The sequence below is a fragment of the Streptomyces sp. NPDC001714 genome (assembly GCF_042892755.1).
Lineage (GTDB): Bacteria > Actinomycetota > Actinomycetes > Streptomycetales > Streptomycetaceae > Streptomyces.
Genome location: NZ_JBIAUL010000002.1, coordinates 857213 through 874106, shown reverse-complemented (window position 1 = coordinate 874106; position 16894 = coordinate 857213). Strand labels below are relative to the sequence as shown.

Annotated in this window: 16 protein-coding genes and 2 pseudogenes; 8 read left to right on the top strand and 10 right to left on the bottom strand. The window is 73.5% G+C overall.

Translation table 11 applies throughout. The annotated features are described in order from the left end of the window. Positions 1–77 precede the first annotated feature (77 nt). Together ACFY0P_RS08445 and ACFY0P_RS08440 are read right to left on the bottom strand one after the other, a co-directional pair. Complete coding sequence (locus ACFY0P_RS08445; protein ID WP_388908678.1) at positions 78–1865, bottom strand: GAF domain-containing sensor histidine kinase; 1788 nt, start codon at positions 1863–1865, stop codon at positions 78–80. A 112-nt stretch (positions 1866–1977) separates the two neighbouring features. Then, complete coding sequence (locus ACFY0P_RS08440; RefSeq protein ID WP_388908676.1) at positions 1978–2835, bottom strand: CBS domain-containing protein; 858 nt, start codon at positions 2833–2835, stop codon at positions 1978–1980. Between the two features lie 373 nt (positions 2836–3208). Here ACFY0P_RS08440 and ACFY0P_RS08435 point away from each other — a divergent pair, with 373 nt between their 5' ends. The 7 genes from ACFY0P_RS08435 to ACFY0P_RS08405 all read left to right on the top strand — a co-directional run bounded on the left by ACFY0P_RS08435 (position 3209) and on the right by ACFY0P_RS08405 (position 10492). Beyond that, the gene (locus ACFY0P_RS08435; protein ID WP_388908674.1) at positions 3209–3859 is read left to right on the top strand and encodes a DUF1918 domain-containing protein; all 651 of its coding nucleotides are present in this window, start codon (positions 3209–3211) and stop codon (positions 3857–3859) included. Next, a complete protein-coding gene (locus tag ACFY0P_RS08430) occupies positions 3843–4724 on the top strand; it encodes a universal stress protein (RefSeq protein ID WP_388908672.1) in 882 nt (293 codons plus the stop codon). The genes ACFY0P_RS08435 and ACFY0P_RS08430 overlap by 17 nt, the downstream gene beginning before the upstream one ends. 110 nt (positions 4725–4834) lie before the next feature. Beyond that, positions 4835–5824, top strand: coding sequence for an Acg family FMN-binding oxidoreductase (locus tag ACFY0P_RS08425; protein WP_388908670.1), 990 nt, complete (start codon positions 4835–4837; stop codon positions 5822–5824). Between the two features lie 58 nt (positions 5825–5882). Next, positions 5883–6344 (top strand): CBS domain-containing protein, encoded by a 462-nt coding sequence (locus tag ACFY0P_RS08420; RefSeq protein ID WP_388908668.1) that lies wholly within the window; start codon positions 5883–5885, stop codon positions 6342–6344. Continuing rightward, entirely contained in the window at positions 6334–9183 is a 2850-nt protein-coding gene (locus ACFY0P_RS08415) for a cation-translocating P-type ATPase (protein ID WP_388908666.1), read from the top strand. Before ACFY0P_RS08420 ends, ACFY0P_RS08415 begins: the two co-directional genes overlap by 11 nt. Next, the gene (locus ACFY0P_RS08410) at positions 9180–9839 is read left to right on the top strand and encodes a potassium channel family protein (RefSeq protein WP_388908665.1); all 660 of its coding nucleotides are present in this window, start codon (positions 9180–9182) and stop codon (positions 9837–9839) included. Before ACFY0P_RS08415 ends, ACFY0P_RS08410 begins: the two co-directional genes overlap by 4 nt. After that, positions 9836–10492 carry a potassium channel family protein gene (locus tag ACFY0P_RS08405; protein ID WP_388908663.1) on the top strand — a complete coding sequence of 219 codons (657 nt, stop codon included), beginning with the start codon at positions 9836–9838 and terminating at the stop codon, positions 10490–10492. Before ACFY0P_RS08410 ends, ACFY0P_RS08405 begins: the two co-directional genes overlap by 4 nt. Positions 10493–10531: 39 nt before the next feature. On the opposite strand, the pseudogene ACFY0P_RS08400 reads toward ACFY0P_RS08405, so the two are convergent. The 4 genes and pseudogenes from ACFY0P_RS08400 to ACFY0P_RS08385 form a co-directional block, all read right to left on the bottom strand. After that, a pseudogene (locus tag ACFY0P_RS08400) lies at positions 10532–10606 on the bottom strand (universal stress protein); the annotation flags it as partial. A gap of 115 nt (positions 10607–10721) precedes the next feature. After that, positions 10722–10883: a hypothetical protein gene (locus ACFY0P_RS08395; RefSeq protein WP_388908661.1), complete on the bottom strand. Its 162-nt coding sequence runs from the start codon at positions 10881–10883 to the stop codon at positions 10722–10724. Positions 10884–10936: 53 nt separating this feature from the next. Further along, positions 10937–11360, bottom strand: a pseudogene (locus ACFY0P_RS08390) (universal stress protein); the annotation flags it as partial. Positions 11361–11596: 236 nt separating this feature from the next. Further along, on the bottom strand, positions 11597–11806 hold the full coding sequence (locus ACFY0P_RS08385) for a hypothetical protein (RefSeq protein WP_388908659.1): 210 nt from the start codon (positions 11804–11806) through the stop codon (positions 11597–11599). 505 nt (positions 11807–12311) lie between these two features. Between ACFY0P_RS08385 and ACFY0P_RS08380 the strand changes: the two genes are divergently transcribed. Next, on the top strand, positions 12312–12977 hold the full coding sequence (locus ACFY0P_RS08380) for a CBS domain-containing protein (protein ID WP_388908657.1): 666 nt from the start codon (positions 12312–12314) through the stop codon (positions 12975–12977). Positions 12978–13147: 170 nt separating this feature from the next. Here the strand turns inward: ACFY0P_RS08380 and ACFY0P_RS08375 are convergent, their stop codons facing one another. The 4 genes from ACFY0P_RS08375 to ACFY0P_RS08360 form a co-directional block, all read right to left on the bottom strand. After that, entirely contained in the window at positions 13148–13570 is a 423-nt protein-coding gene (locus ACFY0P_RS08375; RefSeq protein WP_388908655.1) for an Hsp20/alpha crystallin family protein, read from the bottom strand. A gap of 105 nt (positions 13571–13675) precedes the next feature. Beyond that, on the bottom strand, positions 13676–14305 hold the full coding sequence (locus ACFY0P_RS08370) for a hypothetical protein (protein ID WP_388908653.1): 630 nt from the start codon (positions 14303–14305) through the stop codon (positions 13676–13678). Beyond that, positions 14302–15030 (bottom strand): CBS domain-containing protein, encoded by a 729-nt coding sequence (locus tag ACFY0P_RS08365; protein ID WP_388908651.1) that lies wholly within the window; start codon positions 15028–15030, stop codon positions 14302–14304. Before ACFY0P_RS08365 ends, ACFY0P_RS08370 begins: the two co-directional genes overlap by 4 nt. Positions 15031–15692: 662 nt before the next feature. Beyond that, positions 15693–16745 (bottom strand): class I fructose-bisphosphate aldolase, encoded by a 1053-nt coding sequence (locus tag ACFY0P_RS08360; protein ID WP_388908649.1) that lies wholly within the window; start codon positions 16743–16745, stop codon positions 15693–15695. Positions 16746–16894 lie beyond the last annotated feature (149 nt).

Genomic DNA, 16894 nt, shown 5'->3' with positions numbered 1-16894 from the left:
TGCGCCGGCGAAGCCGTCCGGGGCTTGGGCCGAGTAGCCCTTCCCGGGGCCGGGCGGAGCGAGCTGAGGCCTCCCGGTCAGTGTCCGGGTGTCTGCTCCGCGGACAGCGGGACCCGCCAGGTCAGCTCGGTACCGCCACCGTCGGGATGGGACACGTTCAAGTGGCCGCCCAGCCGTTGCGCCCGCCCGGCGATGGTGGCCAGGCCGTCGCCACGGCCTGCGCCCGGGATGCTCGCGCCGTTGTCCGAGACCGTCAGGACCGCTTCGCGGCCGTCTGTCGTGAGCACCACCTGCGCGCGGCTCGCGCGAGCGTGCCGGGCGATTCCGGCGAGGGACTCGGCGAGCACGTCCAGGATGTCGTCAGCGATCTTTCGAGGTACGTCGGTGTCCAGCAGCCCCTCGATCCGCAGGACCGGGGTGAAGCCCAGCTCGGGGACGGCCTCGCCCACCAGGTCGACCACCCGCGCCCGCAGCCCGCCGGCGGTGGCGCCCTCTTGGGTCCGCAGACCGAAGATGGCCGACCTGATGATCTTGATGGTCTCGTCGAGGTCGTCCACGGCCCGCCGTACCCGTTCGGCGGCCTCCGGGTGCCCGATGAGGCGTCCCGTGCCCTGCAACGTCATCCCGGTGGCGAACAGGCGCTGGATGGCCAGGTCGTGCAGGTCGCGGGCGATCCGGTCGCGATCCCGGAGCAGTGCGATCCGCTCGGCGTCCTCCCGGTGCCCGGCCAGTTCCATCGCGAGGGCCGCCTGCGTGGAGAACGCCTGCAGCAACCCGGTCTCCTTCTGCGTGAACGCGGTCCGGCCGGCCTCGCGGGCCAGCAGGACCACGCCCCGGGTGCCGCCCTCGGGCGTACCGACGGGGACGGCGACCGCTGGGCCGAGGCCCTCGAAGCGCAGGGGTTCCGGGGAGATGCGCGAGTCGTGGGCGACGTCGTCGCTGGCGACCGGGGCGGCGGCGGTGTACGCCAGTCCCATCAGGCTCTCGTGCAGGGGCAGCACGAGCCCCCGGTGGTCCTCCGCGTCGAGTCCGACGGCGATCTCCACGGTGAGCGCCTTGGTCTCCGCCATCGGGACAGCGACCGCGGCCAGTGCCGAGCCGGTGATCTCCCGGGCCCGTTCGGCGATCAGGGCGAGCGTCTCGGCGCGCGGGCTCCCGGACATCAGGCTGTGGCTGATGTCGGCGTTCGCCCGCAGCCAGCGTTCGCGCAGCCGGGAGTCCGCGTACAGCCGGGCGTTGTCGATGGCCATGCCGGCGGCCACGGCCAGGGTGGACACGATCGCCTCGTCCTCCTCGCCGAACGCGGCTCCGCCGCGCTTCTCGGTGAGGTACAGGTTGCCGAGGACCTGGTCGCGGACGCGGATCGGGACGCCCAGGAAGCTCTTCGCCGACGGGTGGTGTGGCGGGCGACCATGGGCGGCCGGGTGGCCGCCGGGTCTCGTCGGCCGCAGCGGCTCGGGCTCACGGAGCAGCTCGCCGAGTTTGCCGTGGCCCTCCGGGCGAGGACCGATCGCGGCGATCTGCGCCTCGGTCACTTCGACGGTGTGGAACGCCGAAAGGGCCCTGCCGTCCGGTCCGATGACACCGAGGGCGGCGTGTTCGGCGTCCACGAGTGCGGCGGCCGCGTCCACGATGGTGCGCAGGACGTGTTCCAGGTCCAGCTCGCTGCCGACGGCGAGCACCGCTTCCAGCAGGCTGTGCACCCGGTCACGGGTGTGGCGGGCCGCGTCGAGCCGTGCCTGCAGCTCCTCCAACAGCTCGTCGAGCCTGAGCTGCGGCAGTTGTATGCGGGAACCCTCGCTTGTCACCACGCTCCTCCTCGGCCCGTGCGTGTGTCGGCGAGGAGACGTCGAATCGCTTCGCATCCACCGTAGACCGCACGGCACGGGGCGGAAACTCCGGCCGCCGGCACCCGGGTCCCCGGGCCGGAGGGTGGTTGGTCACGGGCTACGCCGGTCCGGTCGCTGATGGTCCCGGTCAGTCGGCGTCCAGGAGGTTCTTCACCTCGATGACGTCGGTGATCGCCTCGATCTCGGCCACCAGCCGCTCCGCCGTCGCGGTCGGCGCCCGGCCCGTCAGCTCCACGCTGCCGTCGCGCACGGTCACGGCCACGGCGTCCCGCTCACCGGGCGCGCAGAGGGCCGCGACACGGCTCTCGACCTCCGCCCGGATGCCCGCGTCGTCCCTGATGAGCACCTGCAGCAGCGCGTCCCGGCGGACGACGCCGACCAGGCGGCCCTCGTGGTCGGTGACCGGTATCCGCTTCAGCCGGGACAGGGCGGCGAGCCAGGCGGCCTCGGCGACCGTCGCACCCGGCAGCACGGTGATCGCGGGGCTCGTCATGAGATCGGCGGCCGTCTCACCGTGCACCTTGCCGTACACCCGCCGCTCACGCAGCCTGCCGACGGGCCCGGGCCGGTGACCGGACACGTCGAAGGCGACCTTCGCCAGCAGATCGGACTCCGAGACGACACCGACCACGTGGTCCTCGGCGTCCACGACCGGAACCGCGCCGGTCCGCTCGCGGGCGAGGAGCCGGGCGATGTCGCGGTACGGCAGGTCGTCGTGGACGGACGCGGCAGGCACGTCCATCAGGTCCCGCACCAGCGGCGGCGTGGCCTCCGGCGGAGCGGCCCGGGGCGCGGAGGACGTGGCCGGTCGCGCCGCGGAGACAGCGGTCGCCGGGGGCTCGGTGCCGGCCTGCCCGGCCCTGGCGACGGCGCCCAGGTAGCGGACGAGCATGTCCTGCCGCGCCTGCTCACCGGGGCTCCCGGGGCGGGAGGGCACAGACCTGCGGGCGTCGGTCCCCGTGGCGAAGTTCTCGTGCGTGTTCACGGTGGCCTCCGGAATCCGTCGAGTTGCCTTCGGTCCCAGTTTTCCGTTCCCTCCGCGCGCGCCAAGAGCCGAACGGCCCTGGTGCGGCGGCTTGACGGCCCTACCCGATGCCGGGCGGCTCGGGAACGGGGAGAGCGATTCCGCCCGGTGGGGCACACCGGGTGCGTCCGCCGTCGGCGTGCCTTCCGAGTCGCCGGACCGCGCCTGGGAGCGGCCGGCTGCTGACCCTGCTGGACAGTCAGCTCGGCATGCTCCCGTCCGAGTTGCTGGACGCCCACCGCCCATCGTGGGAGGAGAAAACAGGAGGAGGAGGAGCGGTGAGCGGGCACAGGCTCTGACGGGCCGCCCTGGCCGGCTGCGGATGCGGATGCGGATGCGCTGCAGTATCGCCACCGCCCCGCGCGGCGCGGGCCTGTTCGAACGCAAGCTCCGGCTGTTGCTGGAGCGGGAGCGTGCGGCACGGCGGGCCGCGGAGGAGCCGGTCCGGGTGTGGCGGGACCGGCTGGCCGACGGCGACGCCTGGCCGGTGCGCGGGGTCCTCCTCGGTGACGAACGGGCGCCCGCCGAGGCAACGTCCCGGTCCCCCGCCACCGCACACGCCGCCCCGGCGCCACATGGCCTGTCCCGGTGGGCCGACCGGTCCGGTACCGGGACCAACGGGCACTGGCACCCCGGCCGTACCGGCGTTCCCATGGAAGCGACGGCGGCGACCCGCCGCGCCATCGCGAAGGAGGCGAGGACGATGACCGCTCCGGAAGCGATCAGGAAGACGGGTCCGGGTGTCCGCCCCGAGGCGACCGGCGGTTCGATGCACGCCCGCGTCGGCGACGAGATCGTCGTACAGGGCACCACGGACGGGGTCGTGGCCCGGGACGGCGAGGTGGTCGGGCTGCACCACCCGGACGGCAGCCCGCCGTACGATGTTCGCTGGGCCGACGACGGCCGGGTGACCCTCTACTTCCCCGGCCCCGACGCCCACGTCCGGCATCTGGCGGCCGGAGGCGGCCATGACCAGGAGAGGTGACCGCCGACCGGTCGTGGTGGGGATCGCACCGGAGCCGGGCCTGCGCACCGCGCTGGCCTGGGCGGCCGACGAGGCCGCCCGCCGCCGGCTGCCGCTGCGCGTGGTCCACGCCGAGGGCGTGCCCACACGCGGTTACCGGGGGCGCGAGGTCCCGCCGTCCTGGGAGGAGTGGAACACGGCACTGCACAAGGCGGGGAGGCAACTGCTCGGCGAGGCCACGGCCTTCGTCACGGCCCGGCACCCGGACGTCGAGACCGACACCCTCCTCGCCGAGGGCGATCCGGTGTGGGTGCTGCGCGAGCAGAGCCGCGAGGCCACGGCCGTCGTCCTCGGCTCGCGCCACCTGAGCCGGGCCCAGGAGGTGTTCGGCTCCGCCTCGGTCGCCGTACCGGTCATGGCTCACGCGCGCTGTCCCGTGGTCGTCGTACCGGAACCGGAGCACGTCACCCAGGAACCGGCGTACTTCGTCGTCGGTGTCGACGGCAGCGAGCACTGTGCCGACGCCGTCGACCTGGCCTTCGAGGAGGCGGCCCTGCGCGGCGCCGAACTGCGGGCCCTGTACGTGTGGGAGGCGGGGCCGCTGCGGATCTTCGACGAGTACGAACCGCAGCAGGAGGCGCGTCGTCTGCTCTCCGAGATCGTGGCGGGGCGCCGGGCGGGCCGGCCGCAGGTGGATCTGCGGCACGAACTGGTGGCCGGCCATCCGGTGCAGGTGCTCACCGATGCCTCGGCCCACGCGCTGGGCCTGGTGGTCGGCACCCGTGGGCACGGCGGCTTCGCCGGCATGCTGCTGGGCTCGGTCAGCCAGGGCGTGCTGCACCATGCCCGCTGCCCCGTCCTCGTCGTTCCGTCGGCAGCCGCCTGAGCGGCCGCTGCCCTGGGTCCACTCGGTCCCTCGCAGGGTCCATGCGGCCCATGCCCCGCCACGGTGGTGATCGTCCACGCTGGAAGCGGGGCCCGGCGAAGGGAGTCACCGTGACCGCTCAACACGTGGACGCGAACACGCTCGCCACGCTCGTGGCCGATGCCACGGCCGCGCCGTCGCTGCACAACGCGCAGCCCTGGAGCTTCCGCCACCTCGCCGCCGAGGGCGTCGTGCGCCTGTATGCCGATGTGTCGCGCGCGCTGCCGCGCAGCGACCCTGACGGCCGCGGTCTGCACATGGGCTGCGGCGCCGCCCTGTTCAACCTGCGCGTGGCCGCCGCCGCGGCCGGACTCGCCCCGGTCGTACGGCTGCTGCCGGACCCGGCGGACCCGACGCTGCTCGCCGAACTGGCCCTGAACGGCACCGAACCGCCCGATCAGGCCCTCGTCGCCCTGCACCCGGCGATCCCCCGTCGTCACTCCAGCCGCCATCCCTACAGCGAGCGGCCGATACCGGCCGACCTGCAGGACCGGATGTGCGAGGCCGCGGGCGCCGAGGGCGCGCAGCTGGTCTTCCCCGGCGTCTGGCATGTGCAGGAACTGCTGGAGCTGGTGCAGGACGCCGAGGGCCGCGAGGCACTCGACCCCGGCCTGCGCGCCGAGACCGCCCACTGGACCCGGACCGGGCCGGCAGGCCGCCACGCGGCGTCGGACGGGATACCCGCCGAGGCGTTCGGCCCCGGCCGGTACGGTCCGGCGACCCCGGTGCGCGACTTCGCCGCCGGACGGCGGGTGCCCGGACGCGGCTGGGCGGTGTTCGAGAGGAACCCGCACATCGCACTGCTGGGTACCGGCCACGACGGTCCCGCGGACTGGCTGCACGCGGGGCAGGCACTGGAGCGGGTCCTGCTCGTGGCCACGGCCGGCGGACTGGTGACCTCCATGACGTCCCAGCCCCTGGAGTGGCCTGAGCTGCGGTGGGTGACCCGCGACCCGAGTTCCGGCATGGCCCATGTGCAGATGGTGATCCGGCTCGGCTACGGCCCCCAGGGCCACCCCAGCCCCCGGCGCCCGGTGAGCGAGGTGCTCGACGTCCTCTGAGAGGCGGTACGTACACCGTGCCCCGCTTCGTTCCCTCCCCACGATGAGGAGTTGTCGTATGAAGGTCTCCGAGGCGATGACCGCCCCGCCGGTGACGGTCACGCCGGACGTGCGGCTGGCGGAGGCGGCCCGGCGGATGGCCGGGGCCTCCGTCGGATCGGTACTCGTCGTCGACGGCGAGGGGATGCTGGTGGGCATCGTCACCGACCGCGACATCGTCCTGCGCGGCCTGGCCGCCGGCCTGGACCGGGATGCGGAAGTCCGCGCGGTCATGTCCGGCCGGGTGGTCACCGTAGACGCGGCCGACGACCTCCAGGCGGCCTACGGGGCGTTCCGCCGCACCGGAGTGCGCCGGCTACCGGTCCTGGAGCTGGGCCGGGTGGTGGGCGTGCTGGCGATCGACGACCTGTTCCTCGACGTCTTCCGCCGACTGGCCGACCTGCTGGGTCCGGTCGCCCGGACCGTGCTGCAGGAACCGTCCGGGCGCGACTCGGCGGGCGGAGCGCCGCATGCCCTCTGATCCGGCTCCCGGAACACCGGCGGTACGCGAGTACGACGCCTCCCCGGCGGATCCCTGGAAACCGACGATCGGGCGGCCCCCGGTCCCGCAACCCGCTTCCTCCGTCCCCTTCCTCCCGGCCACGGACGTCTTCGCCGCCCTGGACAGCAGCCCACGCGGTCTCACCTCGGCCGAGGCCGCCTCGCGGCAGGCCCGGTACGGCGCCAACGAGCTGCCCGGCGCGGCCCGCGGCCAGGTGGGGCGGCGGCTGCTCGCGCAGTTCACCGACCTCTTCGCGGTCGTGCTGCTGGTCGCCTCGGCGATCACCTTCCTCGCCTACCTGCTCGGGCAGCCCCGGGACGCGGCCACGCTCCAACTGGCCGTGGCGATCCTCGGCGTGGTGCTGCTGAACGCCGGCATCGGCTTCGCGCAGGAGTACTCCGCCGAGCGCACCGCGGAGTCCCTGCAGGCGATGGTGCCGCACACCTGCCGGGTACTGCGGGACGGCGAGCCCGGGGAGCTGCCCGCGCGGGATCTGGTGCCGGGCGACGTGGTGGTGCTGGAGGCCGGGGACGCGGTGCCCGCCGACTGTCGGCTGGTCCAGGCGCAGGAGGTAGCCGTCAACAACGCGGCCCTCACCGGCGAGAGCGAGGCCGTCGCGCGGATCGCCGACCCGGTGCCTGCGGGCGCTGTGCTCGAGGCGCGCAACTGCGTGTTCATGGGCACCGACCTGGTGGCGGGGACCGCCGAGGCCGTCGTGTTCGCCACCGGGACCGGCACCGAGTTCGGGCGGATCTTCCGGCTCACCGCGGCGGCACCGCGGCAGCAGACCCCGCTGCAGCGCCAGGTCGCCGCCATGGCCCGGCGGGTGGCCGGTGTCGCGCTGGCGACAGGTGCCTTGGTGTTCGCGCTGCGCGTGCCCAGCGGGCAGCCGTTCGTGGACACCTTCGTCTTCGCGCTCGGTGTGATGGTCGCGCTGGTGCCGGAGGGTCTGCCTGCGACGCTGTCGGTGTCCCTGGCGATCGGGGTGCGCCGGATGGCCCGCCGGCATGCGCTCGTGAAGCAGTTGCTGGCGGTGGAGGCGCTGGGGTCGACCAGCGTGGTGTGCACCGACAAGACGGGCACGCTCACGCAGGCCGAGATGACGGTCGTACGGCTGTGGGCGAACGGGGTACCGCATGCCGTGAACGGCGTCGGGTACGCACCCGACGGCCAGGTCGCCGACGCGGCACCGGTGCGCGAGTTGCTGCGGGCGGCGGCGCTGTGCGGCAACGCGCGGCTGGTGCCGCCGGCCGGGCGGGACGGGTGGCGGGTGCTGGGCGACACCACCGAGGGCGCCCTGGTGGTGGCCGCCCGGAAGGCGGGCCTGGATCCGGCGGCGGAGGAGTCCCGTACGCCCAGGGTGGCGGAGTACCCCTTCGACTCGGTGCGCAAGCTGATGAGCACCGTGCACCGCGATACGGACGGCACGTACGTCGCCTACGTCAAAGGCGCGCCGCTCGAACTGCTGGCCCGCTGCACGGCCGTCGACCGGGACGGCGTGCCTGTTCCGCTCACCGACGCCGCCCGCACCGAGGTTGCCGCCGCCGCGGACGGCATGGCCGGACAGGGGCTGCGGGTGCTGGCAGTCGCCGCGCGGCCGGTTGCCGGGCAGCGTCCGCCGATCGGTGACGTGGAGTCGGAGCTGACGCTGCTGGGGCTGGCCGGGATGTACGACCCGCCGCGACCGGAGGTGCGGAACGCGGTGGACGCGTGCCGGCGAGCCGGGATCCGGATCGTCATGGTCACCGGTGACCATCCGCTCACCGCGGAGGCCGTCGCGCGCCGCGTCGGGATCGTGCGCGGGCCCGATCCGACCGTGGTCACCGGCACGCAGCTGGACGCGCTGGACGACGGCGGCCTGGACACGCTGCTGGCCTCCTCGGCCGAGCTCCTGCTGTGCCGGGTCAGTCCCGAACACAAGATGCGGGTGGTCACGGCGTTCCAGCGGCGGGGCGAGGTGGTCGCCGTCACCGGGGACGGCGCGAACGACGCGCCCGCGCTCAAGCACGCGGACATCGGGGTGGCCATGGGCGCCTCCGGCACCGACGTCGCCCGGGAGGCGGCGGTGATGGTGCTGCTGGACGACTCCTTCGCGTCGATCACGACCGCGGTGGGGCTGGGCCGTTCGGTCTACCGGAACATCCGCAAGTTCCTGATCTACCTGTTCAGCCACAACATCGCCGAACTCGTGCCGATCCTCGCGGCCACCTTCGCCGGCTTCCCGCTGGTGCCGATCACCGCCGTACAGGTCCTCGCCATCGACCTGGGCTCGGACGTGCTGCCCGCGCTGGCGCTCGGCGCCGAGCCGGCGGAGCCCGACGTGATGGACAGCCCGCCTCGGCCCCGCCAGGAACGGCTGTTCTCGGCGGCCGTCATGGGGCGCATCCTCTTCCTGGGCGGCATCCAGGCGCTCGGCGTGTGCGCGGTGTTCTTCTGGCACATCCACGCCTCCGGCATCCCCTACGCGGACTTCACCAAGGAGACCCCCGTGTACCGGGAGGCGATCACCATGGTGCAGGCCGGCATCGTCGTCAGCCAGTTCTTCAACGCCCTCGCGGTGCGCACCGACCGGCAGAGTGTCTTCCGCGCCGGGCTGCTGACCAATCCCTGGCTGCTGGCCGCGGGCGGCTTCGGCATCGCGCTGATGGCCGCGGTCAGCTACGCGCCGCCGCTCCAGGCGATCTTCCACACGGCCCCGCTGACCGCCGCCGACTGGGCGGTCCTGACCGCCTTCGGTGTCCTGCTACTGGCCGCCGAGGAATGCCGGAAGTGGCTGCTGCGGCGCCGCGCGGCGACCACGAAGGGAGGAAGCCGATGAGAGTCGTCATCGTGGGCTGCGGCCGCGTGGGGGCCACCCTCGCCACGCAGCTCGCCGGCGAGAACCACGACGTGCGGGTGGTGGACCGGCGGCCCACCGCGGACCGGCTGCTGCCGGCCGGCTTCCCCGGCTCCTTCCACGTCGGCAACGGCTTCGCCCGCCCTGTGCTGGAGGCGGCCGGGATCGACGGTGCCGACGCCTTCGTCGCGGTCACCTCCACCGACAACACCAACATCGTCAGTGCGCGGACGGCCAAGGAGACCTACCGGGTCCCGGTCGTCCTCGCCCGCATCCACGACCCGCGTCGCGCCGACATCTACCGGGACCTGGGCATCCCGGCGGTCTCCAGCGTCCGCTGGGCCGTCAGCCGCATCCACCAGATGCTGCTGCACCGCCACCTCACCCCGGAAGTCGCTTTCGGCAACGGCGAGACGCTGTTGGTCCGCTCGGAGATCCCGGACTACCTCGCAGGGCGTCCGCTCACCGCCTTCGACGTCGACGGTGAGATCCGGGTCGTGGAGATCACCCGGGTCGGCCGCTCACTGCTGCCCGCCCACGGCCTCGCGGCCGAACCCGGTGACCTGGTCACCTTCGCCGTCGCCGCGACCGCGCTCGGCAGGCTGCGCGGCTTCCTCGACAAGGAGCTGGGAACATGAAGGTCCTGATCGCCGGCGCCGGCCGCCTCGGCACCCAGATCGCCCAGGTGCTCTCCGCCGCACGCAACGACGTCACCCTCGTCGAACGCGACGACGACCGGCTGGCGGAACTCGACGGCATGCCCCAGGTGCGGCTGCTGGCGGGGGACGCCTCCGAGCCCGGTCTCCTGGCCGACGCGGGGACCCGCACCGCCGACGTCCTCATCGCCGCCACCGGCCGCGACGAGGACAACCTCGTCATCAGCCTGCTCGCCAAGCAGCGGTTCGGCGTGGCACGGGTGGCCGCACGGGTCAACGACGCGGAGAACGCCTGGCTGTTCGACCGCCGGTGGGGTGTGGACGTGGCGGTGCCCTCCGCCACCCCGCTGGTCTCGCTCATCGAGGAGGCCACCGGCGCCGCGGACACCGTGGCACTGCTGCGGCTGAGCAAGGCGGGCGTCGAGGTGATCGAGACCGCGATCACCTCGGAGTCCCGGGCCGCGGGACGCACCCTGGGCGAGATCGCCCTGCCGGCCGGCACCGTCGTAGCGACCGTGGTGCGCGAGGGGCGGCCGACCGTCCCCGGTCCGGAGGTACGGCTCCGGGCGGGTGACGAACTGCTGCTCGTCTCGCACGAGGCCACCGAGCAGGAAATCCACGCGGCCTTCCAGTGACCGGTTCCCGCGTCCCCGCTGTGCGGCACGCACGATCACGACCGGGCAGGTGGCGTGCTGGGAGACCTGCCGGCTGACGGAGCCGAGCAGGGCGCGGGCGAACCCGGTTTCCACGTCGAACCTGGTGTCCGAGGGCCGGTACCAACTGGGCTTCGAGTTAGGCGTTGGTCGTCGGCAGCAGGGGGCGGGGGGTAGAGGGCCCAGCCGCCGGCGCCGGTGCCCTGGCTGATCAGGACGCCCTCCGAGCCTCCGGCGGGATCTCCACTTCGGCGGTGATGCTGTGCGGGCGGTTGAGGACTCGCGGGACCACGGCCGACGGCGGCGCCTGGGCACCGGGACGGAAGGTGTACGAGGTCCGTGCCGGGGTGATCTGGGGTCGTTCGACGGTCATGCGCGCCAGAGTGCTGCTGTCGATGGGCAGGACGCCGTACTTGCCCGGCCGCCTCACGTGTGGGGAACGACGGCTACCGGGCAGCCGACATGATGGATCGCCGCATGGGTGACCGGGCCGGTGCGCGGGCCCACCGGCCGCTCGGTGAGCCGGTGCCCGACGACGAGCAGGCTCGCCCCGGTGGCGGCCCGGACCAACACCGTCGAGGCCCTGCCCTGTCCTCGGCCACCGTCTCCAGCACCTCCACATCAGGTACTTGTCGCGCCACACCCGCAGCACGGCCTTGAGGAAGCCCAGCCACTCCTCGGCCTGCCGGGGGTCGTCCACCAGGCCGATCTCTCCGGCGCCGAGGCCGAGCGGGCCGGGCGGGTGCCAGGCGTGCACGGCGCGCAGCCGGGCGTGCCGGATCCGGGCCGCCTCGAAGGCGAACTCGATGACCTCGTCGCAGGCGGCGGCCATGTCGACGCCCGCCGTCACCGACCACCCGCGCGCCACGGTCACCGGGGCCGCCCGACCTGATGACCGGGCACCGGGCCGAACATCCGTCCATCCTCACCTGTCGGTTCGACGACAGGTGGCCGCGGCCGACCGAGCGGGCGCCGCGCGGTGTGGCGGAGGACCGGCTGCGCAAGCTGTGACCATCGCCGCCGCGGCGTTGAAGGGTTTGGTGCCGGCCGCTTCCTGCGGGCGGCACCAAGCCCTTCGGTTGCGGTTCAGTGGTGCGCGGGGGTCGGCCGATCGTCCGACAAGCGCGGGTGCGGGATCCGTGGCGTGGTGCGGTGCGGCCGCCGGTCGCGCAGCCGTGCGGTGAGCGCGTCGAACAGCGTCGTGAAGACCGCGGTGAGGATCGCCGTCATGGCCAGCGCCACCACCAGCAGGACCGAGAAGCGCTCCCAGAACTCCGTCGTGAGGCTCGTGCCCACTGTTCTCGCCCTCCCTCGTCGGGGTCGTTCCCCTCCCTCCCAGCCAACTCATCCGGCACCGGGGGCGCTTGAGCCGAGCGGTCCGGACGACGGCGCGGACCGACCCGGCCCCGGGGGCCATCCGGCCCACCTCCCTCCCGCCGCCGTCCGGGACTGCCGGTCCCCCTCCGCCCCCAAAGCGGGGCGCCCACGGCGGTCCGGCCTGGGTCCGGTCGATCCGGCCGCGGATCTCGGCCGCCGACTCCGGCTCACCATGCGCGAGGCCCGTCGTCCGAGGGGCCGGAGCCCCGCGCGGCCGGTCGATGATCCGAGCCCGTCGGCGTGGGACGAGAAGTGCGATGCGTCGGCGTCCGTGGCCCGCATCGGTGTCCTGCCGGGGTGCCGCCGGCGCACGGGTACGGGCCGCCATGGGCCGAAGAGTCTCTTCCGGAGGGCCTGGACGGCCCTTGGTCCCCCGTCCGTGCCAGGCACACGCTGGAACGGGGGAGATCCCGAGGAGGCAACCATGCACGGCAGCCCGCACACCGTGAGCGATGTGATGACCCGCACCGCCGTGGCCGTCGGCCGTGACGCCCCGTTCAAGGACGTCGTCGCGCTGATGGACCAGTGGAAAATCAGCGCCCTCCCCGTGCTGGCGGGCGAGGGCAGGGTGATCGGCGTCGTGTCCGAGGCCGATCTGCTGCCCAAGGAGGAGTTCCGGGACCGCGATCCGGACCGGTTCGTGCAGCGGGAACGGCTGGCCGACCTGGCCAAGGCCGGCGGGCTGACCGCCGGGGAGCTGATGAGCGCGCCCGCCGTGACCGTGCACGCCGACGCCACCCTGGCCGAGGCCGCCCGCATCATGGCCCGGCGCAGGGTCAAGCGGCTGCCCGTCGTCGACGGCGTCGGCATGCTCGAAGGCATCGCGAGCCGCGCGGACCTGCTCAAGGTGTTCCTCCGCGAGGACGAGGAACTCACCGAGGAGGTACGCCGGGAGGTCGTCGAGCGGCTCTTCCCCCTCTTCGCCGACCACATCCAGGTCGAGGTCACCGAGGGGGTGGTCACCCTCACCGGATGGATCGACGGCACGGGTCTGGTGCCGGTCGCCGAGCGTCTGGCACGCGCCGTGGAGGGTGTGGTCGACGTGCGCTGCCACCTGGCCCCCGTCCCCGTCCGGAGCGGCGCCGGCTGACGCGCCGCCGGATACCCGGTTCAGCGAACCGGAGGGTCTCGGAAGCCGGCAGGCGTCCACAGCCGCCGGAAGCGGGGCAGTGACGTCCGGGAACCCGGGAGGACGGCGGTGAGCGCGGCCGATGACCCTCGGCCGCGCACACCTCATGCGGTTCGGGCAGCACCCCTGATTCAGCCCGTCCGCACAGGGATGGTCCTGGTCCCCGCCTTCGTCTCCGGGACCGGGACCGTGATGGTCAGGACACCGTCCTCGTACACCGCGGTCGCCTCGTCCCCCTTGGCTCCCGACGGGAGCCGGACAGAGCGGGCGAACGTGCCGTAGCGGAATTCGGTACGGTGCTTCTCCTCGGTCTCCGCCGAGCGCTCCGCCCGCAGGGTCAGAACACCCTCGGCGACAGTGATCTCGACGTCCTGGGCGGGGTCCACGCCCGGGAGTTCGGCCCGCAGCACATAGGTGCCGTCCTTGAAGTGCTCCTCGACCCGGATGCCGTGCAGGACCGGAGCGCCGTGCGCACCCGGGAAGCCGGCCTCCGCCCAGCCGAACAGGTCGGGCAGCACCGGCCAGCCGGACCAGCGCTCGAGTATGCCGCTCATGCTGTGCCTCCTCTCTCTTGCTCATCTCCAGCGTTCTGCAAGGGAGTTGGGACGGCACGGGGCCGACCGTCCCGGTCCGGGTTCCGGTCGGCCCTTGTCCGGGGGTCAGCCCTTGCCGCCGCTGAAGTTGCGCCACTGGGGGCCGACCCGCCGCCATTCGTCGTCCCACTCGGCGAGACGGTGCCGGAGCAGCCGCCGGCGGACCAGCCAGCCGCCGCCGTAGACCGCGGTCACGGTCAGCTGGCCGACGAGGGCACCGGACGCGACCGCCTCGAAAATCGACTCCGCCTTGCTCGGCGGTGCGCTGACCGACTGCTCGCCGCGGTTCACCCAGACCTGGACGTGACTGCCGGCGGTGGCCGTGGGGGCGGCCTTCGCCCGGCCGGTGTGCACGGTGCCGTCGGCGGCCGCCCACCGAACCGTGACCCACATCCTGCCGACGTCGTAACCGGCCGTGACGGGCGAGCCGTCCGCCGCGTTCTCGGTCAGCACGGCGGACACCGAGCGGGTGTCGGCCCGCCGGTCGGCGAACGTCTGGCCGACGGCTTGGGCCACTGCCCAGCCTGAGAGCACCCCGCCGAGGAGGGCGAGGGCCCAGAGAGCGAACACGATCCAGGCCTCCACGACGTCGCTGCGCCGCCGCAGCGGATTGCGCCGCCACCGCCAGAACCACGGCCTGCCCCGCTTCCGGCGGCTGTGGACGCTTGTCGGCTTCCGGGAACTGTTGCGGTTCATGATTCGGCACCTCCCTCCGCAACGCGGGTCCGCGCAGACGCCCCAGCGTCCGGAAGGTTCGGGTCGAGGGCGGGACGGCGGTGGGGTCCGGTCAACGCGCAGTCCACGTCGACCACGCCTTCGACACCGCGCACCCACCCGGCGGCGACCGGCACCAGCGCGGTGTCGGTGACGCGGCCGGTAAGGGTCACGACGCCGTCGCGGACCCGCACCCGGACCGGTTCGGCCTCGTGGGCGAAGAGATGCGGGAGTACGTCGCGCCTGATCTCCTCGGCAATGGTCTCGTCGTGCCGCAGGAACACCTTGAGCAGGTCGGCGCGGCTCACGATGCCGACGAGCACGCCCTGGGCGTCCACGACCGGCAGCCGCTTGACCCCGTGCCGCGCCATCATGCGCGCCGCCTCCGGGATCGTGGCTCCGGCCCGGACGGTGACGGCCGGGATGTTCATCAGCTCCCCGGCGGGCAGCGCGGACACCGTCGTGAGATCGTCCGCGCGCAGCAGCCCGGTGTACCCGCCGGGGGCGCCGTCCCGGAGTTCCTCCTCGCGCAGCAGGTCCGCCTCCGACACGACACCCATGACATGCCCCTCGTCGTCGAGCACGGGCACGGCGCCGACCCGCCATCGCCGCATGGCCGTGACGATGTCCTTGAACGCCGCGTCGCGGCGCATGGCGACGACTTCACGGGTCATCACGTCGTCCACCACGGACGGGGTGCCGGTCATGGCGGCCTCCAGGAGCCGGATGCCGTACTACGACACCTCCAGCCTCGGCCACCCGACCGCGCCGGGGCATGGGCCGAGCGGCCCCGGGCAACGGTCCGGACTTCCTCAGGACGAGGAAGGGCGTCCCCGGGCTCCCATGGCGTGCCCGGCCGAAGGGCGACACGCCGGCTGCCGGGGCTGCGGGTGCGGCCGTACGGCCCGCCGGCGTGCCGGCGGCCGGCTCGTATCGGGGTGACCGTCAGTCAATTCGCGCGGCGTCCGCGCAGGCAGGGGGCCGGATGTCCCTGCTCGCCCGCCGACGGTCCGCGGCCCGGGGCACCGTGGTCCCTCGGACCGGTCGATACGCAACACGCGTGGCGCTCCGCCGCCGGCGTACGGGAATTCGGGCCGTTCGTCCCGCTCTTCCGGCGCCGTGACGGCCCGGCCGGGTCGGTGGGCCGCAGTCGTCGGGCAGGACGTCTTCACTCGTCGGTCGCCCTGCCCGGAGGGGGGCGAGCGGCGCCTGCGGCACGCGGGGGCCGACTCCCATACGGCCCCGGCCGGCACAGGCGGGGTGGCGCCGGTCTGAGGCGCCCTGGGGTCCCTTGGTGCCGAGGGGTCGTGCCCGGCCCCCAGGACGCCGAGTCCTGGGCACCGGCGCCCGGTCTCCGGCCACGCCCCCGTCAGGCGACGGTGACACTCTCGTCGAGGTAGACGTCCTGGACGGCGTGCAGGAGTTCGACGCCCTCGGCGGTGGGGCGCTGGAAGGCTTTCCGGCCGGTGATGAGACCGGTGCCACCGGCCCGTTTGTTGATCACCGCGGTCCGTACCGCCTGGGCCAGGTCGCCCTGGCCGACCGAGGCGCCGCCGCTGTTGATCAGGCCGACGCGGCCCATGTAGCAGTTGGCGACCTGCCAGCGTGTGAGGTCGATCGGGTGGTCGGTGGTGAGCTGGTCGTACAGCAGCGGGTGCGTCTTGCCGAAGCCCAGCGCACGGTAGCCGCCGTTGTTCTCCGCCTGCTTCTGTTTGACGATGTCGGCCTCGATCGTCACGCCGAGGTGGTTGGCCTGGCCGGTGAGGTCGGCGGAGACCGCGTAGTCCACGCCGTCCTTCGTGAACGCCGAGTTGCGCAGGTAGCACCACAGCACCGTGAACATGCCCAGCTCATGGGCCCGGGCGAAGACCTCGCTGGCCTCCCGCAATTGGCGGTCGGACTGTTCTGAGCCGAAGTAGACCGTGGCGCCGACGCCTGCCGCGCCCAGGTCGAAGCACTGCTGGACGTCGCCGAACATGATCTGGTCGTAGTGGTTGGGGTAGGTCAGGAGCTCGTTGTGGTTGAGCTTGACGATGAAGGGGATCCGATGCGCGTAGCGCCGCGACACGGCGCCGAGCACACCGAGGGTGCTGGCCACCGCGTTGCAGCCGCCGTCGAGGGCGAGTTCGACGATGTTCGCGGGGTCGAGGTAGCGGGGGTTCGGGGCGAACGCCGATGCCGCGGAGTGCTCGATTCCCTGGTCGACCGGCAGGATCGACACGTATCCGGTGCCGGCCAGCCGGCCGTGGCCGAAGAGTGACTGCAGGTTGCGCAGCACCCGGGGCGAGCGGTCGGTCCCGGACACGACCCGGTCGACGAAGTCGGGGCCGGGCAGAACCAGGTCCTCCCCCGGGATCCCCTGGGCGGAGTGGGTCAGCAGGTCCTTGGCCTCGTCGCCCAGCAGTTCTTGGATGTCGGTCACGGTCTCCACCTCTCCTGTCCGGCGAAACGGCGAGGGAGGCGGCCGCACACATGCGGGGCTGCAGGACGTGCCACAGTCCGTGCGGCCGCGTCGCGGGTTCCCTGTCCATCATCCGCGCGGGCGGCCCGCCCGGCAGAGCCGGCCGGGTC